The sequence below is a fragment of the Neobacillus sp. 204 genome (assembly GCF_046562815.1).
In the GTDB taxonomy this organism is placed as follows: domain Bacteria; phylum Bacillota; class Bacilli; order Bacillales; family Cytobacillaceae; genus Neobacillus.
In genome coordinates this window covers 334582-359297 of the sequence record NZ_JBJORY010000004.1, presented here as the reverse complement: position 1 = coordinate 359297, position 24716 = coordinate 334582, and the positions used below count along the sequence as shown (strand labels likewise).

Here is a 24716-nt window from a genome sequence, read left to right as displayed (position 1 = left end):
CCCTAGGTACAACTCCCATTATTTTACGCCTTCTTTTTCCTCTTCAACTTTCGTCTCAACATATTCAATCAATGGGAGTAGGATACTCCCCGCATAACGCTTGGGATGTTTCCGTACTTCATCCACCGACTCCTTCAGCCAATTGAGTAAAGATGTAACATCCTCTTTGTTTTCCATAGCCCTTAGAACAGAGATAGCCCTTCTCCCTGCCCAAGCCCAACTTTCCATTAGTTCAATCCATTGGACAAGATTATTACGCAAGGCGTAATTTGACATTCTGTATTTAAGCTGGTAGCCAGCTTCATCAAGTGAATCCAGATAATCAAATAGCTTCTGGACATCCTCGCTAACTGATGCATTTTCACCCGAGTGAAGGCTAATCAGTGCCTTCTTTACTAAACGGTCCAATGATGCTGCTTCCGAATAACCCAGACAAGAGTACAAGGAATTCTCAGCAAAGAGTTTAATAGCTTCATAGTTTTCCACGCCGGCAATCTTTTTCAACGCCTTTTCCCAAGAAGGCCACGGTTCATAACCCTCTGGATGGCTGAGATACTCGGAAAAGGTATATAAGGCAATTTTAGATGCTTCCGCTTGGCTCATTGTATTAATGATAAACCCTTTACAAACATTGGAAAGAGTAGCCTCTCTTCCGGTGATTGGACCAATATGCATTTCACTTGTCATTGCTAAATCATTAACTGGATAATTATCCCAGATAATCGGTTTTCTATTAACCGCTGATGCAAAGTCAGCAGTATCCTTATCCGTAATTGTTTTCGAACAAATCTCCGGTCCTGTATAAAAGATATCAATCTCTTGGTCTAATCCTTTTCCAAGTTCATGAATATAGTCACTAAATGGAGCTATTCCATGATAATCAGTTGGACAAAGTGATAGCTTGCATGATTTATCAAGTGCTTTCAACCAATAAAGCAATCTGTTTGCTGTATAAACATGTGCCCCAGCATAACTGTTAAACATTAGCTGTTCTTCTTTATGATGGAATTCTGCGGCAATGTCATCGAGCATAATCATAAAATGTCTGACTCCAATATCATAAAAAGCTTTATACTTAGAGGTTACCAAGTGGAAATCTTCTTCAGAAGCATAATTGATTGAAACGCCGGATCCTATTGAGTAGCAAAATTCTACTCCTAGATTCATCGAGTAAACCACTGTTTCTGCAAACTGTTCCATAATGAAATCTGGATAAGGCTCCCGCCAGCGGGCCCGATGCTGGCGGTCATTTTTAGGTCCGTAAATATATAGATTAAAGCCATGATCTGCAATAAAAGTGATTAAATCATTTCGTTCAGGAGCTGTATAAAATAATCCATAAAATCCTTCAATGACCCCTCTTATTGGGAAAGGGGATGATTCTGTCATCCGAATACCTCCCTTTTAAAAAAATATCAAGAACCCTAATTAAGCTTGGAAGCTTTCGGCCTGATTCGCACTTCCTAGAAAGTTCTGGATTTTTTCGATTACTGTTGCTTCAACTGCGTTTTGGGCAATTTCTAACTGCTCCTTAGAAAGTGCTTGGCATTCCTTGTTTGTCATCCGTTCTTCTTTACCGAGAGATTTCAGCAAGGCAATCTCCAAATCGGTTGCGATATTCACTTTACTGACACCGCCATTCGGAAGCTTGGTGGCTGCTCTAATCATTTCAGCTGGAACACCAGATCCTCCGTGAAGAACTAAGTGAACCGGAGTTAACTTACGAATTGCCATTAACCGATCGATGTCCACCTTTGGTTGTCTAACAAGATAAACACCATGCGCCGTTCCACAAGAAACTGCCAATGCATCACATCCGGTTTCATTTACAAACTGCAAGGCTTCTACTGGATCTGTATAAAGCTCCTCATCCTTATCAGTCTCCACAAAATCTGTTGTGCCGATTTTCCCCAACTCTGCTTCTACCGAAACACCTTTTGCATGGGCATACTCAACAACTTTTTTACTGATTGAAATATTTTCTGCTAACTCATGCTCCGATGCATCAATCATGACCGAGGTAAACCCAGCCTCAATGGCATCCTCAAGGACAGAGATTTGCTTTGTATGGTCAAGATGAAGAACAACAGGAACCGTAATTTGCTCCTCTTCTACTGCTGTGTAAAATTCTTCTGCAAATTCAAATGGGGTAATGCCATATCGTTCTAATTCTTTTTGTGAAATTTGGACAATCAACGGAGATTTGGTCTTTTCACCAGCTCGTAATACTGGGCGAATCATAAGCGTATAACGCGGTGAAAAAGAGCCTATTGCATAACCCTTTTTTTCCGCTTCCTCTAAGGCTTCTTTTAGCGTCAATACATTGATTAAGTCGATTTTATTTGTCATGATGTTGAGCTCCTTCAATTCTTATTATCTTATTTCTTTTTCATTCATTTGTTGGGGACGGTAGAAAACTGCGATAAAAGTTCCTTAATTGTTCTTGTAGACCCATATACCCTGCTTCGTACAAGGATTTATATTCTTGATGGTATTCCTGGTTAGGGACGATTTCCTTAGAATGTACAAATTGGATTGCCGAAACTGCATCCTCCTCGTTCTTATAAACTCCGGTACCAATTCCTGCTGTAATCGCAGCACCAAGCAGCGTTGCTTCATTAATTTCTGGAATAGTTAAATGACAGTTTGTAATATCTGATTTTATTTGCAGCCAATACTCATTTTTTGTCCCCCCGCCAACTGAAATCATTCTGTTGATCTGATGTCCAGATATTCTTTCAGCTGACCTGCGAATGGATTCCAGTTCATACGCTGTTCCCTCCATCATTGCTTTCAAAAGATCTTTACGTTTATGAGATGTCTTGAGACCAATGAAAGCTCCTCTAGCGAATGGGTCTGGCTGTGGTGAGCCGCTCCCGGATAGGTATGGATAATATAAAATCTGTGATGGACCCTCTTTTACCTTAGCGCTGAGTTCCATAATTTCTTCGTAGGACATTTTTTGATTAGAAAACTGTTCCCTAAACCATTCAATGGAACCTCCCGAGGCTGAAATCCCTCCCATCCAAAAAAAGCGGTCTCTTACGATATGGCAGCCAAACGTCATACCTGAAGCGTACTCCAATTCAGTAAGCTGCTTCTTTTCAAATGCTCCTACCATAGTCTCTGCTGTTCCAATCGAATCGAACACGTTTCCTGGATTAATTGCACCAACGGCAAGGGCAGCAACAAGATGGTCATGACCAGCAATGGTAACAGGAATCCCTGGGGCTATTCCTAGTTCAACGAGCTCCTTTGAGTGGGTTACACCCATTTTACTTCCACTCGGCAATGCTTCTGGAAACAGTCGATCCGGTAAGTCAAAATGCTTCATCCAGGGCTGGTCCCATGCTAGTTGATCAATTCGAAACGAATAGGTTCTTGCAGCCAAAGAATAATCAGTAGCAAGATTTCCTGTAAGCCTGAAAGCAATATAATCTGACGCGGACAGCCAAACTGCCCCCTTCAAAATACTTGCATCTGACTTTTTCAAATATAATATTTTTGCCAGCCCATACTTGTAGCTATTATGAAGGCCTGTTTTTTGAAAGCGATGAAAGGAGCTATCCTCATTCGATATTTTTTCTGCTTCGGATTCTGCACAACGGCTGAACCATGGAATGAAATTGGTTCTTGGCCTTCCTGTTTGTCTGTCCACCAGTAGTCCGGTTTCAGCCATACTCGTAATCCCGATTGCCGAAACCTTTTCTTCACTCCCAAGTAAGATTTCCTGTAGGCAGCTTGCAATATTTCCCCATATTTCATCTGGAGAAAAAAACGGATCACCTTGTTGGTTATAGTGTACATTGGTTGGACGAACAGCTATTTTAATGGCTGACCCATTTTCTTGAAAAAAACCTGCCTTACAATGAGTTGTCCCAATATCAATACCAAGTAAAGCCATTGATTAAACCATTCCTTCCATTGATTCCTTGTTCAGCATTATCCTTTAGAACCGGCTGTTAAATTCATTCCTTCGATAAAATAACGTTGGAAGAAGAAGAAAAGTGTGATAACAGGTATTAATACCATAATGGATCCAGCCATCAAAAGGTTCCATTGGGTGTCATTTTGTCCTTTAAATACTTGCAAGCCTAGTTGCAATGTAAACATAGATTCATCATTCAAAAATAAGAGCGGGCCAAGAAAATCATTCCAGGCACCGTTAAACGAAAAGATCGCAACAGTGGCAATAGCTGGTTTGGCAAGCGGAACGAAAATTTTCCACCAAATATAAAGATGATTAGCCCCATCAATTTTAGCTGCTTCAATTAATTCATTTGGTATCGTCAAAAAGAATTGGCGAAGTAAGAAAATAAAAAAAGCACTTCCAAAGAACGCCGGGAGGATTAATGGAATATATGTATTTAACCAACCCAGTTTTGCATAAAGCACATATTGAGGAATTAGCGTAACGAAACCAGGAATCATCATTGTTGCTAGTACTAGCGCAAACAAAAAATTCCTTCCTTTAAAGTGGATTTTTGCAAATCCGTAAGCGATAAACGAGTTTGAGAGAACATTTCCTAATACGACGAAACAAGTAATAAATAGCGTGTTTAAGGTGTATCTAAAAAATGAACCTTTTTCTATAGCTATAACATAGTTTTCCCAGTGCCATTCTTTTGGGATAAAGGTTGGCGGGTAGGTCATAACTTCTTTCATATCCTTCAATGAGGTGGCAAACATCCACCAGATTGGGGATAATATTATCATGCTTCCTAGAATGAGGGTGGTCAGGATAATGACTTGACCAACCTTTTTCTTGAACCGTAAACTTTGAAAATAGTTATCCTTTTCCTGGACTAGTTCACTCATTTGTGAATCTTTCCTTTTTTGGACTGCTTCGCTCATTTCTGATCCTCCCCTTCATAATGTACCCAGCGTGGGGCAAGCTTTAGGTTGAATACTGTTAACACGAGGATGATGATAAATAAAACCCATGACATGGCCATCGCGTAGCCCATATCAAAAACCTCAAACGCTTTGTTCCACATATGTAAATTATAGAATACTAGTGAGTTTGCTGGTCCACCATCTCCACTCTCACTCATTACATAAGCCTCTTGGAAAATTTGGAAGGCTCCAATTGTACTGGTCACAAGATCAAAAAAGATAACTGGGGTAATCATTGGCAAGGTAATATGAAAGAACTTCCTGAATGAGCTGGCCCCATCAATCTCTGCTGCTTCATATAGTGAAGGTGATACACCTTGTAGGCTTGCCAGGTACAAAAGCATTCCGCCACCGACACTCCACATTTTCATAAGGATTAATGCGTTTTTTGTCCAAGAGGGGTCTGTAAGCCAGGCCGGACCATCAATCCCCACAAAACCAAGTAATGTATTTACCAATCCTGATGAAGGACTTAATAGTTGCATCCAAAGTAAATAAACGCCCACACCGGATAAAACCGCCGGTAAATAAAAAATGGTTCGAAATACTCGCATTCCTCGAACACCTTGATTTAAAAGAACTGCTAGTAGGACCGCCCCTGCTGTTGTTAATGGCACAGAAACGACGACAAAATATAGGGTATTTCGCAGTGAGAGCCAAATTATCGGATCATTTGTAAACATTTTTTTGAAGTTATCAAGTCCAATAAAATCCATAGTAGAAGTGATATTATAATTGGTGAAGCTACCATAGAGGGAAAATAATAGTGGTCCAGCAAGGAAAAATAGAAACCCAATTATCCATGGTGCAATAAAAAAGTATCCCTGGAGCCCTTCCTTTCGCTGTAATGAAACCATTACGTTTGACTCTTTAAATTTCCTTTTCATTTCTGATTTTCCTGAAATCCTTGGTTCCATCTCGTTCATCCCTTCCTCACAGATTAAACAATCAGGGAGCGAAATGTGTCACTCCCTGAACTACTGCAAATGCTTATTTGTTATTCTTAACCAGCTCTTCTACTGCTTTTTGTGCTGCATCCAATCCTTCTTTCGGTGTTTTTTTACCTAATAGGACTTCTTCAATCTCAGGTTGGATTAAGTTGATAAAATCAGGTGCTTCGATTGGTGTTGGAGTTAGTAACGTTTGTGCCATATTTTCATTTGCTGAAGTATAAACTCTCTTGCCATCCTCTGTAAATTCTGTACTACTTGAGGCTTTTTCTGCTGCTTCTTTGTTTGCTACAATATCAAAGTTTTTAACAGCCCAGTATTCTTGCGCCTGAACATCTGTTAAATACTTTAGGAATTCCCATGCTTCATCAGGATGTTTAGCTCCCTTAGGAATTTCAGCTACAAATCCACCGCCCCAGCTTTCATTGCCGGTTCCTGGTTCCATTTCAGGTAATGGAGCAACTCCGAAGTCCATCCCTTCACCATAATCTCTTATTTTCGTGAAGAAGTTTGCATTATCAGTAGTCATTGCCAATTTACCAGCAACAAATGGATCTGCGGTTTGCTCACCAAATTCTGCTTTAAAGTTATTAATCGTTTTATCACCGTAATAGTCATAATACTTTTTCATCCATGTTAAAGCCTTTACGTTTGTTTCATCATTGATAATCGCTTTTTTTGCATCAAAATCCCAGTAGCCTTTTCCGTCTGCATTGATCATCCAGACATCGGCTCCGATTCCCTGATTTGGCAAATAACCGATTCTTTCATATTTATTGCCTTTTTTCACATCAAGCTTTTTACCCATTTCTTCTAACTCTGCCCATGTTTTTGGAGGTGTATTAGGATCAAGTCCGGCTTCTTTAAACATTTTTTTATTCCAGAATAATAGTCGTGTATCCGTGTTGAACGGTAGTGCATACGGATCACCTTTATATAGACTTGCATTATATAGTTCTGGGAAGAAGCGATCCTTCACTTCTGGGTCCTGCTTTAGATATTTTGCAAGATTTGTATTTTGATTATTTTTCGCACGTTGGCCAACTGCGTTAATGTCGTTAATGATTAAGTCTGCCGGATTTCCAGCAGCGATGGAAGCTAAGTTCTTAGTCCAAACATCTCCCCATGGAAGATATGTATGTTTGACTTCAATTTTATCCTGAGATTTATTAAAATCATCAATAATTTTTTCAATGATTGGGCGACGGGTTTCAGATCCCCAAAATGTCCAGAAATCGATAACAACTTTTTCACCGTTCTTAGATTTGCTACTAACCTCTTTTGCTCCAGATTCTTTGCTTGAACAGCCAGATAGGATTAAAGAGAAGCTCATGGCTAGAATCAACAGCGTCATTAATGTTTTTCTTATTGTTTTCATTCAATATCCCCCTAGAAATATTTTATAATTGGTCACAACCTCACAAATCTTTTCAATTAAATTAGTAAATCTTCTCTCCCTTCATTGTTTTTCCCTAGAAAAATTAGATCTTGTGACTATTGTTGTGGAATTAGTTACTACTCTTGTGAGGTTTTGTGGACTTATCACTATTATTATATGAATGCGTTTACAAGTCAATAACTTTTGAATATTCTATTTATTTTTTTCGCCATCTACTAAAGTTAGACACAAAAGAGGATAAGATGCCTATTTTGCCCCTTTTGGTGTTATTTTTGGCAAGCTATTTAAAACATAATGCGCGGAAATAGTACTAATTAGAGCAGTTAAACTTGCAACCAGTAACACTCCAATACCGGTAACAAACAAGACCAGTAATATAATCAACAAAAAACCACATGACATCAAAAATGTGATGATAGGTTTACGCACGCCGAGCATAAAAGAAAAAAATAGAGTTTTGTACCATGGAAATTGGTAACGGAGAAAAACAGGAAAACAATAGGATACGGCTATTAGAAATAGCAAGCTAACGGCTAATAAGGCAACCCGAATTATTACAGTCATATCCGATACTGCATTCCTTAGGATTAATAGATCCAAAACTAGCAACCCGCCAATAATTGCGATTGAAAGTCCGAGTGGATAGCTTTTTAAAAATAATCTTTTAAACTCGCGGAAAAAGACTTTAAAGTCAGGCTCGTCTTGATCATCTCTTACCATTTTGTCCAATACTGCAAACAAAGCTGCTGTTGCTGGAATAATCGTAAAAATGGGCAGTGAAAATAATAGCCAAATGGCGTTCAGATACAATAGTCTCCACAGCCACTCCATTATAAACATTAGAGCTCTACGCATAATAACGCTCTCCTTAAAATGACTTAATCAAAATGGAAGACCAAGGGTGCCTCAAAATGTCATGACACCCTTGACCATTCTTAACTATTATCTAGGAATATTCGTACTATTTTCGAGCGCATCCATTGCTTTCAGGGCAACGGAAAGAGATTGAATACTATCTTTATAGTTCGAGAGTACCAATTCAGGTTTCTGTTCCTCAATTGCTTTTGCAAAGGCCGCTAGCTCAAGCTGGTAAAGTGCATTTTCTTCCGATTGAAATGAAATTATTTCTCCATCCACCTTACCGGTTACACTTCCTTTTACAAGGTCAATCGTTAAGTGAAGTTGGTCGGAAATGAGTTCAATTTGTGTAAAAACATCTGGATAGGACCATGTGTGAGTATGATTTTGCAATATCCCATTTTGATATTTCATCGACAGATTAAAGCTATCCTCAACCGTAAAGTCTCCACCTTTTGGTACAACGAGATTGTCTTGATAACCAGATACACGCTCCACTTCACCAAGCAGGTAGCGGGAGAGATCAAAGATATGAATTGCTTGGTCGAAGACAGGACCTCCCGATATTTCTTTATTAAAGAACCAACGCGGCCAGTTGGGACGAAGCGCTAACCCGTCAAGCATCGCACTGCGAACCAAGGCAATTCTTCTCCCCTTAATTAGCTCTTTTAAATAGGCAACAGCAGGGCTGTACCTGTACATAAAACCCACACTATTAATGACACCAGTTCGATCTAATATCTCTTCAACTTTTTTGGCCATTTCCAGACTCTTTGCAGGCGGCTTTTCAATAAAACAATGGACCCCGCGCTCCGCTGCTTCACGTACAAGAAATTCCCGTACCTCAGGCGGTGTACAGATAATGACCCCATCAGGTTCGCTTTCTTCGAGCATTTTCACATAGTCTGTAAAACCCTTTACAGCAAATTTATTTGTGGCTTTTAGGAGGGTTTCTTCATTCAATTCACAAACACCAACGACTTCAATTTCTGCCATTTTTTTCATCGTACTTAGATGTCCCTGACCTTGCCAACCCGTGCCAACCACTGCAATCCGTACCATTATTTCATTCCTCCTTATTGTTCTTTAGTTAAAGTAAACTCTTTACCCATACAAGAGCCTTAGCGCAGTCGTCGGTTGGGTTATGTTGTCCTGCTTCCTGTTCGATTGACACTGTCTGGTCATAACCAATTTCTTTTAGGACTTGTACACAATCAGCAATACCTGCAATTCCAGTCCCTAGCGCTACAGGATTATGCTCCCCAGTCTCGCTTACATCTTTTAGGTGAACATTAAGTAAATAGTCCTTTAATTGCCAAATGGCTTCAGCTGCTGGAAAGCCCTGCGTCCCATACCAGCCGGTATCAACGGTCGCACCAAGTAAGTCACCATAATCGCCAATAACAGCCTTTATTTGGTCAGGGTGCTTTTCCGGATGGTTCTCAACAGCAACCTTCATACCATATTCATTACAAAGGCTATAAATGACGGGAGCAGATTCTTTAGTAATACCGCTCGTGATTAACTCAATGCCAAGCATCTTGGCTGTTTCAAAACAAAGACGAGTCCAGCGAGGATAGCGAACGGGATCACCAAGTGAACAGGAATAAGAATAGACATTTAAACCATGACTCTTCCAAATTTTCTGTAATTCCTCGGCAAAATATGGCGTCATAAATTTAGGAAAGGAATGTCCCATCCATAGTTCAATATCCTGAAAGCCTGCCCCTTGAATATCTCCACAAATACGGTCAAATTCAGCTAGACTAAAGGTCTCAATAACTTTACGTTCCGCTTCTCCCCATGTTTCCATACTAGACTGGTAGTTCGTTGCACGAGCAAAATAGTTTGCCGTTTGAAAGCCAATTATCATTGTCAACACCCCTTTTAATTGATACTCCACAAGATCCTTATACAGAGAATCCTCCGGCTGTTACAATTCGATGGTACGAATTTCGACCTAAAGCACCTTCAGGCATTTTCCATGGGCCATCAAAGAAAAGACGTGCCTCTTCTAATTCTTCGATTCTACTAACGCTTCCATCAAGCCACAGCTGAAGTCGATGCTCCGCTGTCTCTAATCGAGATAATATCCCACCGTAGCGAATATCAATTATTTCCCAACCGAAAGGCTTCAAGGTTGAAAACCATAAAGAACGGTGCAATTTGCGCAGTTTATCCACCGCACTTCGTAATAATGGAAGCTGGTCTTTTAAGTGTGTTAACTCTTGTCTATCCTTTCGATCATATGCCGCTTTTAATTGGACACCAAACTTTGCCTTTATACTAAGCACTTGGGCTAGCTGTGAATAAAAAGAAAACATTTCTGACCAGTTCTTATTCCGTTCTTTAGCTTTTTCCATGCGTGAAGCTAAGTTTAAATAGTGTTCACTTAAGGGCAAGGTGCGAATATTTTCATCATATAAACCGAGTAAAACATCCTGCCATAACAAAAATTTGGATGGGTGTGATTCATGCAGGTTATCTTTTGAAACACCAGGGGTCTCATCAAAATCATTTAAGGACAGGAAATCGTCCCAATCTCCGCCGGTACAAAATGAAAACCGCTTTGCTAATTTCTCTTGACTTAGATTACTTCCATATCCGTGTTCGGCATACAGCTGCAGCCCGGCTAATCCTGCGTATGGATGTGTTTCTGCCCCGTTATCACCCCACATGGTCGCGAATACCTCAGTAATTCCTTCTTTTTTACATGCTTCCAATGCAGCGTTTGTCGTGTTAATTGTTTTTCCATAGTTAGGAGCAATTCCATTCCACGTCCACACACCGCCAGCAAAGATCGGCTCAGAGCCAAATTCTTTATGCTTTTGTAAAAACGTTCGGTAGAATTCTTCATCTGTATGGTAATAATCCCAATAAACCATCTGGACATCTTTGGGCATAGAATCAATGACATCCGTAGGTATATGGGCATTTAGGTCGTAATAATTGCCTGTTTTTGAGCCTAGTCGAAAATACATATCGCTCCAAATCATTGGTTTTAACGACAACTTTTCAGCAAGCGCCACAACCCGATGTAAATGTTCATTCATAATTGAAAAACGTTTTTGGTATCCATGCTGTTCCAAATATTTTCCTAAACCAAGCTGATGCGCTTCATCCATACCAATATGAATACGATTGCTTCGAAACGGCTTTGAGGCTGCCTTTAATAATTGCTCAATAAATTCATATGTTTCTTCATTACCAACCAACAAAATATCAGCAGTATCTCTAATATTTGCTGCATAATTCCATTTCAGTGCCTCAGTTAAATGAGCAAGGGTTTGGATACATGGAATCATTTCAATTCCAAAATGATTTGCATAATCATCACATTCTCTTAATTCCTGCTCACTATATCTGCCGCGCATATATCCGAAATATGGATATTTTTCAACTGTAAATGTATCCTCTGTATACATCATTACGACATTTAGGCCCATTAAAGCCATTTTTCTAAGAAGATTTTGAATCCCTTCTACAGTCATAACTGCATTACGAGAAACATCCACCATCACACCATTGGTTTTAAATTGCGGCTTTTCACTTACCTGAAAGTCGTTACTTTCCTTGAACTCTTGTAACCACAATCCAACTGCTCGAAAAAAGTGAATTTTGTCTTGAAAGGAAATTTCCCCGTGGTCCTGCTGGCAGCTTACCGTTAACGGCCCATCCTTTTGTGTCACATTAATAGGAAATCCTTCTTCGCTTTGTTCAATTTTTAGCTCGTTACAAATGATTGATAATCCTTGTTCAAGACCTTCGATATCGCCAAAAAAATGAATATTCATAGGGCAGCTACACCTCGAACCAATAGTTTTGATTCAATTTACTGTACCAATAATAGCTATCTTTCTTTGTTCTCTTTAAGGTTTGATAGTCGACATGAACAAGACCGAAACGCATGCTATAGCCGTACGACCATTCATAATTATCCATCAATGACCAAATACAATAGCCTTTTAAATTAACACCAGAATTAAGAGCACGACTAATTTGCGTTAAGTGCTGCTTCAAGTATTTAATCCGTTTATCATCGCGAACACGTCCATCTACCGGATCCTGATTGTAAGTTGCTCCATTTTCGGTAATGTAGATAGGGACATCACCATATTTATTTTTTATATCCATTAACACTTTATAGAAGCCTTCTGGATAGATTGTGAAATCAATGTCGGTGTGATCAAATTCGATATCAATGTGTTCACAATCAAATGTTCCCTGACCTTCTTTATATCTAGAAACCGTTCCAGTATAATAATTGATCCCTAAAATATCGATAGGCTGAGCAATGATTTCCATATCGCCTTCTTCGATGTTTACCCTTGCACCTTTTTTTGCAAACCAATCAACTAATATTTGTGGATAGCTGCCTTTAAAGACTGGATCGAAAAACCATTCCATGAACCAGGCAGATATACGATTGCAAGCCTCAATATCCTCTGGGCGGTTACTAAATGGTTCGTACCAAGTAACGTTAGGCGCAAAACCAATTTCTCCTGGAATTCCTAGCTCTTTAAATCGTTTTACTGTTTTTCCATGAGCCAGTAATAAGTGATGAGCTACATCAAGGGCTGTTTGGAGATTTGTTTCTCCTGGTGCCTGTTCTCCCACGAAATATCCTAAGAATGAAACACACCATGGCTCATTGATGGTTAACCATGACTTGATTTTTCCAGAAAATTCATGAAACAATAATTCCGAGTACTCAACAAATGCCTCTATTGTTTGGCGATTTTTCCAGCCGCCTTCATCTTGAAGTGCTTGTGGCAAATCCCAATGATAAATGGTGCATAAAGGTTCAATTCCGTTTTCTAACAACTTATCAACAAATTGATGGTAGTGATCAAGACCTTTTTGGTTGACTTCTCCTCTTCCATTTGGAAAAATTCTTGGCCAAGCGATCGAGAAGCGGTATGTGTTAACACCTAATTCTTTTAGTAAGGCAATATCTTCATCGATTCGATGATAACTATCGCAAGCGATATCGCCATTGTCTCCGTTTTTGACTTTTCCCGGAATCCGGCTGTAGGTATCCCAAATCGACATCCCTCTGCCATCCTCGTTATAGGCACCCTCTATTTGATAAGCAGCCGTAGAAACTCCAAAGCGAAAATCTTTTGGGAATGTAATAATTGACACGATTGTTAACCCCTTTCGATAAGTTACTAAGTCGCTTAGGAAAGGCGAAGACACACTTCCAGAATGGAGGGACTCTTACAGCCTTACCTAGCAGTCTATAAAGTAATTTTTCTTAGAATTGTTTGATTGTCGCCACCAATTTCTGTATGTACAATATATGGTTGTGGTTTTAAATTCGCCTGTTCACTCTCAAGCCAGTCGCTCCAAGCCTGTTTATCCTTATGAAGTGGAAGGGCACTTAATCGCTTTAATTCTGTATAAGCCTGTTTGCTCAGTAAGGAACGGACATCATCTAGATAAGTGATTAGAATTTCATACCCTTTTGAACTTCCGCACCGTGCCAAGGCCCTGCCAATGGCTAATTCAAGGAGTGCGCGTCTTTCAAGGAAAAAGTCTGCTTGATGGCCGTCATAACAATGCTGATTGTTTAGGTATGGGACCTGGAGTAATTGCTTTAGCACTGGAACTGCATCCACATCACCTAATCTTTCAGCTCCTATGCAAAGGGAATGAATATAATAAAATATCCCCCACATCGTATCTTTAAAATCTTCTTCTGTTGGCTGTAATAAATCAGCCACTCGCTGCCAAACCTTAATACTCTGTTTATCCCTTGTCAGCCCTAATGAGTAGAGTAAGTAACATGCATCAGACATTGCACCATGATCAGGCGGCATGGTTACATACAAAATATCCGCCGTCCGTTTAGGCAGCTGCTCCCCTTGAAGCATAGCCATTATTTCAAAAATTAATGTTGGTACACCTGATTTCGACCCACACATGGCCAATGCTTGTGCTAGGCGTACTTTACGGATTCCATCTGCTTCCACATAAGCTTGTTCGAGAAAAGGGATAATTCTCTCTCCCGCCGTACAAATTTCAACAAATGGGATTCGCTTTTGATAGATTTCATTCATTCTCATGTTTGAGTATTCGTAAAGAGGCTCATCCACCTCAATCGAGTCAACCAATCTCTTTAATTCTTCATCTGTATATTGAATAGACTCCATTTTTCTCGTTAAAATACTTTCAGGCAATAGGCCTTTTTTCACGATTCTTTCCTGTAAAAGCTTGTAATCTATATATCTAGGATCCTGATTTTCATTCACAGCCATCACAGCGGCAAGGGCTGCGATTCCTCCTAAGTTTTCCAAATCTGATTGCATTCGAATCGCTGGAAGGGCATCATGCGTTGCCGAAACCGCCTTTCCAACAACTAAGATTCCTTCAAGACCTTTTGGCAGTAGCATTCGATAGGGGATTTCAATTTCAAGGTTTGGTGGAATCAAGCCGGCATTTAACCAGTTAGCCTCACTTATTCCCTTCATATCATGGTTACTAAAATGAATGTTTATACAGTCTTCCCAGCTTCGATGTAACAATTGATCACTCATCGTCATGACTACATCACCAATAATATGGCGGCTTTCCCGAGGAGCTACATAAATGCCGTGGTCATGGCAGCCATCCACGTCGGCGCTCCACCTTCTTCTCCCCGCAAGGATTGCCCGAGTATAGTCTTGAATATCCGACACATTCACCATACTTGTGAAGTTATTTTGTAATTTACCTGGCTCTTTATATTGAGCAAGCGAATACCACATCACCACGTTGTCACGCACAGAACCATATACAAATTCCGCTCCTGCAAATGCCGCAAGATCACCATCACCAGTAGCATCAATCACACAGTCGCTTAGAATGGTGCCAGGGCCCCATTTAGTTGCCACAAGACCGCCGCACACCTTGGTCCCTTTGGTGATTGCCCCAAACGTCAGCGTGTTAAATAACAAATCAATCCCTAGTCGGTCTGCCGTTTCTAAAAGGGCAAACTTTTTTGCTTCAATATTCCACTTATGTCCTTTGTACCCTATTCTTTTCTGGACGTCATGGACGAGTTTCGTAATTCGCTCAGCATATCCATGGCGCTTTCCAAACCAATAGCTGTCGACTCCGCCAAAAGTGCCTGTTCCACCAAGACCTGGGTTCATGTCAACAAGGATTGTGTTGATTCCTTCTTGGGCAGAAACAATCGCCGCTGAAGCACCACTAGAGCCACCTCCAGCAACGAGTACCCCAGCTGTTTTAGACAGGAATATTTCCTGTTCTGGCACAAACTGATAGTTAACGTTACGATCTAATAAATCAATAGGGATTTTCATTTCAAAAAAGATATCCTCGTTTTACTGCTGAGCAATCGTTTGCCTTGAACATGGTTGATTAAAAGTAAGATCATTTACTAATTCTGAAAACTGTTCGCCTAGGGCAGCAGCTTTGACAGGGTCAAGCCAGTCCGTATTACCATGCACAAAAAGATCCTGATAGAAACTCCATGTATTGGGATAATTTACTGCTAGTCTATCAAGTTGAATAAGTTGGTGCGTTTTTTGACTCTCTTCGTTATCCTCTAAATGGTATGGCCCTTTTAGTTCATAGGAACTGGCACATAACACTGCTTTAGAGAAGGCGGGAATGTGATGAATCATATATTCAGCAAGATCAATCCCAGCCTTTTGGGCAGCAGATTCACGCTGGTGGTTGGCTTCAAGTCGGTTATCCGCATTAAATACCATTTGATATTCAACATAGACATGGCCATTTCCATGATAGCCGCTGTAAAGATGAACTTTGTTTTCTTTTATCCCGAGTTCTGAAGGGACCGGTAATTCTAATTGGTCTATCCCTTGAACATTGGTAAACTCTAACACTCGTTTATAGCAAGCTCTTTTCAATTTCCCTGCAGGTTTTAATGCTTCACTAAAAAAGGTAGTAATAGCGGTTTCTGTGGCATCGACTATTCCTTGGCAGCGAATTAATTGTCTTCCCGATTTATTGGCAATAATTAAGCCATTGGCATTGTTTTCTATGCTCGAGATGCCTATCGGCAGTGAAGCATATAATAATTGGACACCTGCTGTTAGCAATTCCTCTTCTAGCTGTAATTTCAACCGGTCGACATGAAAAACAGTTGTTTCCGTATTCCCTCTGCTAAAGGTTCTTCCGCTGGCCTTTACACAAGCATCCATTAATATCGAAGTTGATGCTTGTGAAGATGTAATCCAAGGACTAAGTGTAGCTGTTATTTCACTGCCTAAATAGGTTCGAGCTTCAACCACAATTACCCGTTTACCCTGATTGGCAAATTGCAAGGCACTTGCTAAACCGGCGAAGCTCCCCCCGATAACGACGACATCAACCTCCGCTAAAATAGGGATTTCTTGAGCAGGCAATCGATGCTTTTTCACAATGATGGCCCCCTTCTTTAGTACACTTTGTTTATCTCAAGAAGCACTTCACCTTCCACGTCCTGGCAGTCAATCGTGAAAAGTTTTTCGTTTACAGGATCTTGGTGAATTAATACCAATTCACCGTTAACCAAGGCTTTTACAGGTTTTCCTTCAGACAAGAATGCAAAAACTCCACCCTCTCTTAAAGTTACCTTCATTTCCTTTTCCAGGTTCCAAACGTTTACGATTCCATCATTGCAAATGAGCTTATTTAAAAGACCAATTGGCGTAAATTCCTTTTGAACTGGAATTATTAAATAGAGGGAAGCCCCGTTTTCTGCGATCTCGATACTAATCCGTTCTTCTTTGTTCACTACCGAGTGATTCTTTGTTAATACGTCAAAAATGACAAACGTCTCACCCTCTAGATTTGGAACATCACTAGGTCCAATTGATCCATTGACTGATCCGGTTTCTTCATTAATATTGAACGCAGCCACAACTCCGGCACCCTTGCATGAATTCCAAATCTTTAACGGCTTTTTCACTTGAGTTGGATCCATAAAGAGGCAATCCTCAGTTGGTACTCCAGGTTGATCACAACGAATGATTTGTCCATCATTGTAAATTAACGGCCAAATCATCTCAGGATTTGTTTGATCTACCGCATCACTAAAATAAATTGGTCCACCGCTAACTACTCGTAGAATCATGTTTTGGAGGTCATCGTGGTTTTTCGTCCAATACATATCCCAATCTCCCCAATAGAACGCACCATGATAAAAGGAGTTATAAGCATTTTGCAAGGCATGTTCTTTAAAGCCACTCTTTTCTTGTGGAACAAAGTCATCACTATTACGTGAAACAGCCGAGTATGGACGATGCCATATATTTTCTTCTGCCATTCCCATACAGTTGATTACCGTATTGTCAAAATGTAAGGAACAAGAAGCTTCGAGCGCTGTATGGGCCCCGCTGGCTGCTTCACCGACAGACTGGTTATTGACCGTAAAGTTTGCGACGGCACTTTGGCTGTCGACTTTTACAAAATCAATTCCATCTTTCTTTAATTTCGAATGCCATGCATGCCAAAAACCAAATCCCTCTTCCGCATTTGGTGATGGAATGAGGCTGCCGTTTTTTGCTTTATATAAATGTTTTTCTAATGACTTAGCTAAAGGACCATTAGGCGAAATCCCTTCCCAATAACCTGCAAGGGTATGCCAAACTCCTACCCAATTCACGCCATAGTTGCTCTTAAGTGATGAAACGGTATTGGCCAAGCCATGGGGAAATTTCTCCTGGTCAGCATTAAAGGAGTAAAGCTTTTTATTATCCACCTCGGACCAGCCATCATCAATCATCATCCATTTAACAGGAAGGTTTTTCTGTTTTAGCTCTTCTGCCTTTGTAAGGATTCCCTCCTCATTAACGGCGTGGTAAAAAGCATCCCAGCTGCACCAACCTAAGTAATCCAAGATCTCAGGATATTTTTTTTCTTCTCTAGCCATAATGCTTTGCCCACAAACAGTTGTAGCCTTCTTAACATTTTCATTCACTAAAGAGAATGGGTTATTCCCAGTACCTAAAATGAAAGCGAAAGTTGATAAATGATTATATCCGCCGTGAAATGGCGAGATGGAAATTTGCAGGCCCTTTTTTGTACCTACTATGTCTGTCCGTGCTACTTCATCACAAACAGGAAGCAGATGATAATATTCTTTATTACTTCTTAGTAATAACGATTGTGTCCGGTCAGGTACGGCCTGAATGTTGTTCGTAAAAAACGGTCGCGTCCACCAGTCTTTGTGCTGATAGTTGGCCATAATCTCATACTCTTCCAGCATGTTATTTATAGTAATGTTAATCGCATGGTGCGGCGCAAAATAGGATTGTTTTTTAAACAATTCTTCATTATTTATATCTGCATCCACAAATGCAGTGATAAATGCAGCGTAACACCTGAATCGTAGTTTCGTTTTTACGGTCTCGGCATGATCACTAAATTCGGAACAAAATTCTTTATAAAAACCTAGATGGTCTTCTCCAGTCATCTCGTCAAGGGTTTTTAAATCTAAAACTTGAAGAGATTGACTATCGAGATTGATAGACACTTGGATTCCGGAAAGAACCATTTTATTATTCAATAAACAATGCAACTCGTTTAGATTTTGCTGGAATTGAAACATCATATAGCTCCTTTAGTTCTATTTTTGTTGAAGCCCTTATCCTTCGAATTCAAGGCCATACTTAGCAACGGAAAGCGCCGCCAAATCACCAACACTTTCTCCTAAGCCGGGAGAAACAATCGTACAAACATTGCGGGAATAAGAAAGTGCTTCTTTTCGCAGTTCCTCCATCACAATGGGCTTCAGCAAAGCTTCTTGGCGCAAATAAATACTGCCGATGACGATTCTTTCTGGATTAAGCATATCCACTAACAACGCTAGGCCCCGACCTAATTTTTGACCAACTATTCGGTATATGTCTTTCGCCAATTCATCACCAGTTTGGGCAGCTTCACCAACCGATTTAGCTGTGATTGTCGCAATTTCATCCCGATTTGTACAAATGGATGTCGTTTTTCCTTGTTTTAACCACTCATCTGCCTTCATTTGTGCCAGGCGGGCAATCCCGCCTCCACTACAGAAGCCTTCAAACGAGCCTGCTTTTCCATATCCGATTGGACCATCATTCTCTAAACGAACATGCCCGACTTCCCCGGCCATATCATTTGTTCCTGTGTACAATCGTCCATCTAATATGAAGCCTGCACCCATTCCTGTACCAAATGTTAGAAAAATCATATTACTCGTGCCATTTCCTGCTCCCCATTTCCATTCAGCCAAAGCACAGGCATTGGCATCGTTTTGGACGGAAACCGGGACTTGAAAACGTTCTTTTAATGGGGATATCACATCGATACGATCCCAGTTTGGCAGATTAGGAGGAGACAAAATCAGACCCTTTTTACTATCAAGTGGGCCGCCGCAGCTGATTCCAATTGCTTTGAGTTCAAGTCCTTGGCGTTCTAACAATAAATTTTCTAACTCATTCATCATGATTAATAGCGCACTATCGGGCGTGTTCGGAGTTGGAAAGCTTTGTTTGGCTACTAAAGTAATCCCTTTTTCATCTTCAACTCCTAATACAACGGCACACTTTGTACCGCCAATATCTAAACCTGCCAAAACGGGAATCATTCGAAGAACGCCTCCTCTAATAAAATACAAAGGGTATGGTAGATCGGAAGATGCCTTTCTTGTATATCAGGTGTTGAATCAAAGGGAACTGAAATCGTTACATCACATAACGTTTTCATTTCTCCTCCGCTTTTTCCAGTGAAGCCAATCGTTACTAGCCCTTGGGCCTTGGCAACTTTTATGGCATGATTTATATTTTGGGAGTTACCCGATGTGCTAAAGCCAATAAATACATCGCCAGCTTTTCCGTATCCAAACACTTGTTGAGCAAAAACCATATCAGGGGCAACATCATTTGCGAAAGCTGTCATAAGCGCTGAATGACTCACAAGTGAAATGGCAGGGAGCGCACCTTGTAAATGTTCACCTAGATAGTCATTGCCACCAGAGACTGAGGCTAATTTAGCTTTCATTTCTTGTGACAATGGACGCTTTGACATGAATCCTTTCATTAATTCGCCCACTACATGCTCACAGTCAGCAGCACTGCCGCCGTTGCCTGCTAATAACAGCTTTCTACCAGACTCATATGCCCGTTTAATTGCTTCAAATGCGTCCTCAATACTTGCTTGGCATTCTACTAATTCTGGATATTTTCCAAATAGTTTTTCTAAATTAGCATTCATTGCATCATCCCCTATTAAAATCGTTCATTTAATTTTCCTTCAGGTGGTCAATGGCTTTCGCAAAGAAATCCTTACTTCCAAAGCTTCCTGACTTCAGTACCAGCATCCGTATTGGAGTATCTAAACTAATACATGATGGAAGTCCCGGTTCGATTTCTTTCCATACAGCGAGTCCTTTAATGCCGAGTTTGCTGCAAACAGAAGCAGATGTTTCACCGCCCGCTAATAACAAACGGTTAACTTTGGTTCTTTTTAAGGTTTCATCCACTACAAATGCTAAAGATTCTGAAACAATTCTTGAAATCGAAGTATTTGTGTAGCCCAAACTAGCACCAAGCTGCTTTGTATCCTTAACGACTTCTTGAGTATTTGAAGAGTGAACAAGAACATCCTGGCCATCATTTAATAACTTAACGAGATGGTTAATAAGATCCGCTAAATGGGCATCCTTTTGGTCCGAAAATAAAATGGCTGATTTCATTTCAAATACAGGCAGCCCGCGCTGTTTCATTTCTTCTACTTGATTAAAGGTCTGCGGCATTAAACTACCTGCCGCACATAATATTCCTGCTTCTAACTTTGGGATCGAAATAGAACGAGCCCCATTTTGATCATTATCCATTACAAGAGCTAATTCCTCAGCAATCCCTGATGCCCCACAAATAATTTTTTCATCCTTTATCGCCTTAGCGATTATTTGTAAGGAAGACTGATCCTTGACATCAACAATTAAGTACTGACACTGCGATCGCATCTGATTAATTTCCTGCTCTAGCCTTTCACTGCCTTGTTCCACAATCTTATGATCAACAAGCGCAACTTTTCTCTTTGTTTGTGCTTGTAAAATATCAACCAAATCTGAGTGGAGCATTGGATGAACAGGATCATTCCGAAACTCAGAATCTGCTAATTTCTTTCCATGAACAAAGTGTTGGCCATGGATCGTAGTTCGTCCATTTTTAGGGAAACCAAGAACCACTATCGCAAAGTCACTTTCAAGTGCGTCGAGCATGGCATCAAATTCCGCACCGATATTCCCTCTAAAGACCGAACAGGTTTTGTTGAAAAACTGTTCACATCCAAGTGATTGCAGACTTTTTGTACTTGAAAAAACTTTCTCATAGGCTTCTTCATAGCGATCAAGACGTGAATTCGTATCTACGATTAAAACATTCGGTAGGAACGTTCCCATTTTGTTGTCTAGTGGATATGGAAAAACATCTGTCTGCCACTCCGCTTTCGCGAACATAATTCCAATATCATTTGACCCCGTAATATCATCCGCAACAATTCCGATCAATTTTCCCACATCCTCCTTGGCTTGTATCCTGATTCATGAAGAAAGTCATGGACTTGTTTCTCAGAAAGCTCTTGTAAAACAACACCTGCTTTTTGAGAGATTAGTAGCATTCGACATGCCATTTCTAATGTTTGCAGTGCCATTTTCGCTTCTTTTAAGGACGTATCATAAACAAGGACCCCATGATTTTCTAATAAAAGGATGTTTGCCTTTTTCGCTTTTTCCCTAACCAGTTCACCCAGTTCCATTGAGCCAGGATGTGCATAAGGAACTCGTTCAATCTTTTCTAAATAATACATGCTTTCAACAAAACAAGCAGAAGGAATATCCATATTAGAAGAAGCAATAAGTGTACTATATAAAGGTGACGCATGTAATACAGCACCAATCTCAGGACGAGTTTCATAGATAGCGAGATGCATCGGAACCTCTTTAGAAGGTTTCTTACCAGTATCTATAGTCTTGCCTGTTTCTATAGAGCATTCGGCAAAATCCGCTAAATCCAAATTTCCTAAATATGTCCCACTCGCTGTGATCAGAAAAGAATTCTCTGCTGTTTTTGCACTGATATTTCCTGAATTTCCCCATGCTAAGTCATATTGCATCATATATTTTCCTGTTTCTCGTAATTGCTTTCTTAGCTCTTGTTTTTGATCGATAATAACCATTTTACTCATCCCATTCAATCAAATTTGTTTCCCTAACAGGCTCATCAACATTTTTGGGAATACGGAAGGTTTTAATTTCAGATGGCTTAAAGACTGCTTTGAAAGTCCGCTGAAATTTTGGCAAACTGATTTCTACTTCAGTTGGTACTTTGTTTGTTTCAAATAAACGAATGATTAAATCTTCATTTTCTTCGGCTTTTTTGAGAGCACTAATGAGCACATTATCAGCACTTACTTGCACAAAAGAATCATTTTGTGGTAACGAACCTTTATGGAAGGTCTCAATAATGGTGATTGGTTTACAATTTAACTCTGCTGCCCTTTTCGGTGTTTTGGCTTCTTCCCAACTTCCCTGATGAGGAAGTAATGTGTATTCAAAACGTTGAATGCCTTGGTCAATAAATGTATATTCCCCATCCTCTTCAGGTATGAGCGGGTCATGATGGGCGTATATTGGGCTTCGTAATACCGTTAAAGCAAGCTCTTTATTATGAACACTGTAACTAGATTTAGCGTCATTGATAAGACTTAAGCCATAAACTCCTTCATGATTTGGTGTAACACCTGTCACATCTACCCAACTTTGACCTGGCTCTTCCTCACCATTATGCTCACGCTCAATCGTTCCATAGGGAATTTCATAGGTTTGCTTTCTAAAGATGGAGTTAATCGGAAAAACAAGCTTAAGCATCTTGAACTTTTCGCGCCAATCCACCGTTACTTTTACATCAATTTGATCTCTTTCCCGATACATGGTGAAGTCTTGGATTAAGATGGAGCGTCCGTATTCACTTTTCACCCGAATTACTGATTTTACGGGTCCATGTTCTGCAAGATATACTTTCGCTGCTCTGAAATCGCCCATTATTTCATTAAAGTGAAGGGTGTCATGACTCCATGTATCTGTTTTATCATTGATCACTACCGGCTTTGCTGCCGGACCGGCAAATACTTCATGGTTTACTTTTTTATCAAATAGGGACGAAATCCAACCGGTTTCTGCATCAATCTCTAATCTAAAGCGGTCATTTTCCATTGCATGGGAACTTGCTTTTATTGGTTCAACATCGGATTCAAGACCACTTAATTCTGTATAAATTTTATATACGCGATATCCCAGTGCTGGTAAATCCGCTAAAAAGTTTAAACGGTAGCGCCCCCCTGCTGTTGCTTGTGACTGTAAGGTTTGAAACGGGATCGCATTACCTTGGTCATCCACTAAAACAGATGTAGGTTTTATGCTGCCTATTTCAATTTCTACATTCACTTTGCTATCCCAGGCATGTGGGTTAAAGACAACAATAGGTCTCATTTTTTCATCTTGTTCAATATCAATTTTCCATGAAATGGACTGGACCGCATTATTCAATGCCCGGTCAGCAATTGCCAATGCTTCACCATATAAATTTCTAGCATCCTCGTAGGCAGACTCGATGCTCGTTCCAGCTAAAATATCATGAAACTGATTAAATAAAACATTCTTCCAAGCACGGTTGAATTCGGCTGGGTAGGGTTGTCCGGTCAACCAAAAAGCGAGCGCGGAATATTTCTCAGCAGTAATTAACATATTTTCTGCTTTTCGATTGTATTGCTTTACACCCGAATGGGCCGCATAGCAACCGCTGGCATGGTGCTGCAAGTCATCATGGACTACAGGTAAATTCTTTGTATTCTGTACTTTTTCAAAATATTCTTCAGGAGTGGAGAACACAAGATGAGGAAGACTTGCATCCTCATTTAAGCGATAGATACTCTCAATATTTTCCTTCGTTGGTCCGCCGCCATGGTTTCCAACGCCATAAAAAATCATCTGATCTTCGATGTTTCCTTTAAACTCGCCTTTGCATCGCTTTACAATCCGATCTAATTCTTTTCCCCATGAATTATATTCATGCATGATTCGGAAGGCCAACACTCGTGAGCCATCATCAGATTCCCACCAAAAAAGATTACTTGGGAGCCCTTTCTCATTTGGTGCAGGCCGCATAAATACGTAGGAATCCATTCCGCTTTTTTTCAATATCTGGGGCAACATGCCATGATGACCAAAACTATCGACATTGTAGCCAACTTTAGCGGTTACACCAAATTTTTCTTGAAAATATCGCTGGCCATAAAGACCTTGACGGACAAAGGATTCTCCATTGGGAATATTGCAATCAGGCTGAATCCACCATCCACCAACAATCCTCCAGCGTCCTTCTTGAATCCGCTCTTTAATTTCCGCAAACATTTCAGGTTCATTTTCTTCTACCCACTCGTACATTGAGGCCGAACTAGACGTAAAAATAAAATCCTCGTATTCTTTCATTCGATCCAATGCGGACCGAAAAGTAGCTTTTGTTTCTTGAAATCCTTCTTGCCACTGCCAAAGCCAAACCGGATCTAAATGAGCATTACCAATCATATGAAATGTTTTATCTTTCATTCCCTCAACCCCTGCC

General features: G+C 40.2%; 19 protein-coding genes. All 19 read right to left on the bottom strand.

Features of this window, described 5'->3' with window-relative positions; translation table 11 throughout:
* Window positions 1-18: 18 nt before the first annotated feature.
* The 19 genes from ACJ004_RS11115 to ACJ004_RS11025 all read right to left on the bottom strand — a co-directional run bounded on the left by ACJ004_RS11115 (window position 19) and on the right by ACJ004_RS11025 (window position 24700).
* Window positions 19-1389, bottom strand: a complete 1371-nt coding sequence (locus ACJ004_RS11115) for a protein O-GlcNAcase (protein ID WP_410893015.1) — start codon at window positions 1387-1389, stop codon at window positions 19-21.
* A 39-nt stretch (window positions 1390-1428) separates the two neighbouring features.
* Entirely contained in the window at window positions 1429-2349 is a 921-nt protein-coding gene (locus ACJ004_RS11110; protein ID WP_410893013.1) for a class II fructose-bisphosphate aldolase, read from the bottom strand.
* Window positions 2350-2389: 40 nt separating this feature from the next.
* A complete protein-coding gene (locus ACJ004_RS11105) occupies window positions 2390-3904 on the bottom strand; it encodes an FGGY-family carbohydrate kinase (RefSeq protein ID WP_410893012.1) in 1515 nt (504 codons plus the stop codon).
* Window positions 3905-3942: 38 nt separating this feature from the next.
* A complete protein-coding gene (locus tag ACJ004_RS11100; protein WP_410893010.1) occupies window positions 3943-4854 on the bottom strand; it encodes a carbohydrate ABC transporter permease in 912 nt (303 codons plus the stop codon).
* Window positions 4851-5813, bottom strand: coding sequence for a carbohydrate ABC transporter permease (locus ACJ004_RS11095; protein WP_410893008.1), 963 nt, complete (start codon window positions 5811-5813; stop codon window positions 4851-4853). Before ACJ004_RS11095 ends, ACJ004_RS11100 begins: the two co-directional genes overlap by 4 nt.
* Before the next feature lie 73 nt (window positions 5814-5886).
* Window positions 5887-7224, bottom strand: a complete 1338-nt coding sequence (locus ACJ004_RS11090; protein WP_410893006.1) for an ABC transporter substrate-binding protein — start codon at window positions 7222-7224, stop codon at window positions 5887-5889.
* A gap of 267 nt (window positions 7225-7491) precedes the next feature.
* Window positions 7492-8100, bottom strand: coding sequence for a YesL family protein (locus ACJ004_RS11085; protein ID WP_410893004.1), 609 nt, complete (start codon window positions 8098-8100; stop codon window positions 7492-7494).
* Between the two features lie 87 nt (window positions 8101-8187).
* Window positions 8188-9165, bottom strand: coding sequence for a Gfo/Idh/MocA family protein (locus ACJ004_RS11080; RefSeq protein ID WP_410893002.1), 978 nt, complete (start codon window positions 9163-9165; stop codon window positions 8188-8190).
* Window positions 9166-9193: 28 nt separating this feature from the next.
* Window positions 9194-10006, bottom strand: coding sequence for a sugar phosphate isomerase/epimerase family protein (locus ACJ004_RS11075; RefSeq protein WP_410893000.1), 813 nt, complete (start codon window positions 10004-10006; stop codon window positions 9194-9196).
* Window positions 10007-10013: 7 nt separating this feature from the next.
* Window positions 10014-11897, bottom strand: coding sequence for a beta-N-acetylhexosaminidase (locus ACJ004_RS11070; protein ID WP_410892999.1), 1884 nt, complete (start codon window positions 11895-11897; stop codon window positions 10014-10016).
* Window positions 11898-11904: 7 nt separating this feature from the next.
* Complete coding sequence (locus tag ACJ004_RS11065) at window positions 11905-13248, bottom strand: GH1 family beta-glucosidase (protein ID WP_410892998.1); 1344 nt, start codon at window positions 13246-13248, stop codon at window positions 11905-11907.
* 95 nt (window positions 13249-13343) lie between these two features.
* Window positions 13344-15410 (bottom strand): FAD-dependent oxidoreductase, encoded by a 2067-nt coding sequence (locus tag ACJ004_RS11060; RefSeq protein ID WP_410892997.1) that lies wholly within the window; start codon window positions 15408-15410, stop codon window positions 13344-13346.
* Window positions 15411-15431: 21 nt separating this feature from the next.
* The gene (locus ACJ004_RS11055) at window positions 15432-16493 is read right to left on the bottom strand and encodes an FAD-dependent oxidoreductase (protein WP_410892996.1); all 1062 of its coding nucleotides are present in this window, start codon (window positions 16491-16493) and stop codon (window positions 15432-15434) included.
* Window positions 16494-16510: 17 nt separating this feature from the next.
* Window positions 16511-18664 (bottom strand): Sip1-related alpha-galactosidase, encoded by a 2154-nt coding sequence (locus tag ACJ004_RS11050; protein WP_410892995.1) that lies wholly within the window; start codon window positions 18662-18664, stop codon window positions 16511-16513.
* Window positions 18665-18700: 36 nt separating this feature from the next.
* Window positions 18701-19678: an ROK family protein gene (locus ACJ004_RS11045; RefSeq protein ID WP_410892994.1), complete on the bottom strand. Its 978-nt coding sequence runs from the start codon at window positions 19676-19678 to the stop codon at window positions 18701-18703.
* Window positions 19675-20304, bottom strand: a complete 630-nt coding sequence (locus ACJ004_RS11040) for a D-sedoheptulose-7-phosphate isomerase (protein ID WP_410892993.1) — start codon at window positions 20302-20304, stop codon at window positions 19675-19677. The genes ACJ004_RS11045 and ACJ004_RS11040 overlap by 4 nt, the downstream gene beginning before the upstream one ends.
* A 28-nt stretch (window positions 20305-20332) precedes the next feature.
* Window positions 20333-21604: a four-carbon acid sugar kinase family protein gene (locus ACJ004_RS11035; protein WP_410892992.1), complete on the bottom strand. Its 1272-nt coding sequence runs from the start codon at window positions 21602-21604 to the stop codon at window positions 20333-20335.
* The gene (locus ACJ004_RS11030; protein WP_410892991.1) at window positions 21601-22281 is read right to left on the bottom strand and encodes a class II aldolase/adducin family protein; all 681 of its coding nucleotides are present in this window, start codon (window positions 22279-22281) and stop codon (window positions 21601-21603) included. Before ACJ004_RS11030 ends, ACJ004_RS11035 begins: the two co-directional genes overlap by 4 nt.
* On the bottom strand, window positions 22274-24700 hold the full coding sequence (locus ACJ004_RS11025) for an alpha-mannosidase (RefSeq protein WP_410892990.1): 2427 nt from the start codon (window positions 24698-24700) through the stop codon (window positions 22274-22276). The genes ACJ004_RS11030 and ACJ004_RS11025 overlap by 8 nt, the downstream gene beginning before the upstream one ends.
* Window positions 24701-24716 lie beyond the last annotated feature (16 nt).

Bases quoted from the DNA above. Each gene is read 5' to 3' on its own strand.
- ACJ004_RS11115 (WP_410893015.1), bottom strand. From the start codon at position 1,389: ATGACAGAATCATCCCCTTTCCCAATAAGAGGGGTCATTGAAGGATTT.
- ACJ004_RS11110 (WP_410893013.1), bottom strand. From the start codon at position 2,349: ATGACAAATAAAATCGACTTAATCAATGTATTGACGCTAAAAGAAGCC.
- ACJ004_RS11105 (WP_410893012.1), bottom strand. From the start codon at position 3,904: ATGGCTTTACTTGGTATTGATATTGGGACAACTCATTGTAAGGCAGGT.
- ACJ004_RS11100 (WP_410893010.1), bottom strand. From the start codon at position 4,854: ATGAGCGAAGCAGTCCAAAAAAGGAAAGATTCACAAATGAGTGAACTA.
- ACJ004_RS11095 (WP_410893008.1), bottom strand. From the start codon at position 5,813: ATGGAACCAAGGATTTCAGGAAAATCAGAAATGAAAAGGAAATTTAAA.
- ACJ004_RS11090 (WP_410893006.1), bottom strand. From the start codon at position 7,224: ATGAAAACAATAAGAAAAACATTAATGACGCTGTTGATTCTAGCCATG.
- ACJ004_RS11085 (WP_410893004.1), bottom strand. From the start codon at position 8,100: ATGCGTAGAGCTCTAATGTTTATAATGGAGTGGCTGTGGAGACTATTG.
- ACJ004_RS11080 (WP_410893002.1), bottom strand. From the start codon at position 9,165: ATGGTACGGATTGCAGTGGTTGGCACGGGTTGGCAAGGTCAGGGACAT.
- ACJ004_RS11070 (WP_410892999.1), bottom strand. From the start codon at position 11,897: ATGAATATTCATTTTTTTGGCGATATCGAAGGTCTTGAACAAGGATTA.
- ACJ004_RS11060 (WP_410892997.1), bottom strand. From the start codon at position 15,410: ATGAAAATCCCTATTGATTTATTAGATCGTAACGTTAACTATCAGTTT.
- ACJ004_RS11050 (WP_410892995.1), bottom strand. From the start codon at position 18,664: ATGTTTCAATTCCAGCAAAATCTAAACGAGTTGCATTGTTTATTGAAT.
- ACJ004_RS11045 (WP_410892994.1), bottom strand. From the start codon at position 19,678: ATGATTCCCGTTTTGGCAGGTTTAGATATTGGCGGTACAAAGTGTGCC.
- ACJ004_RS11040 (WP_410892993.1), bottom strand. From the start codon at position 20,304: ATGAATGCTAATTTAGAAAAACTATTTGGAAAATATCCAGAATTAGTA.
- ACJ004_RS11030 (WP_410892991.1), bottom strand. From the start codon at position 22,281: ATGAGTAAAATGGTTATTATCGATCAAAAACAAGAGCTAAGAAAGCAA.
- ACJ004_RS11025 (WP_410892990.1), bottom strand. From the start codon at position 24,700: ATGAAAGATAAAACATTTCATATGATTGGTAATGCTCATTTAGATCCG.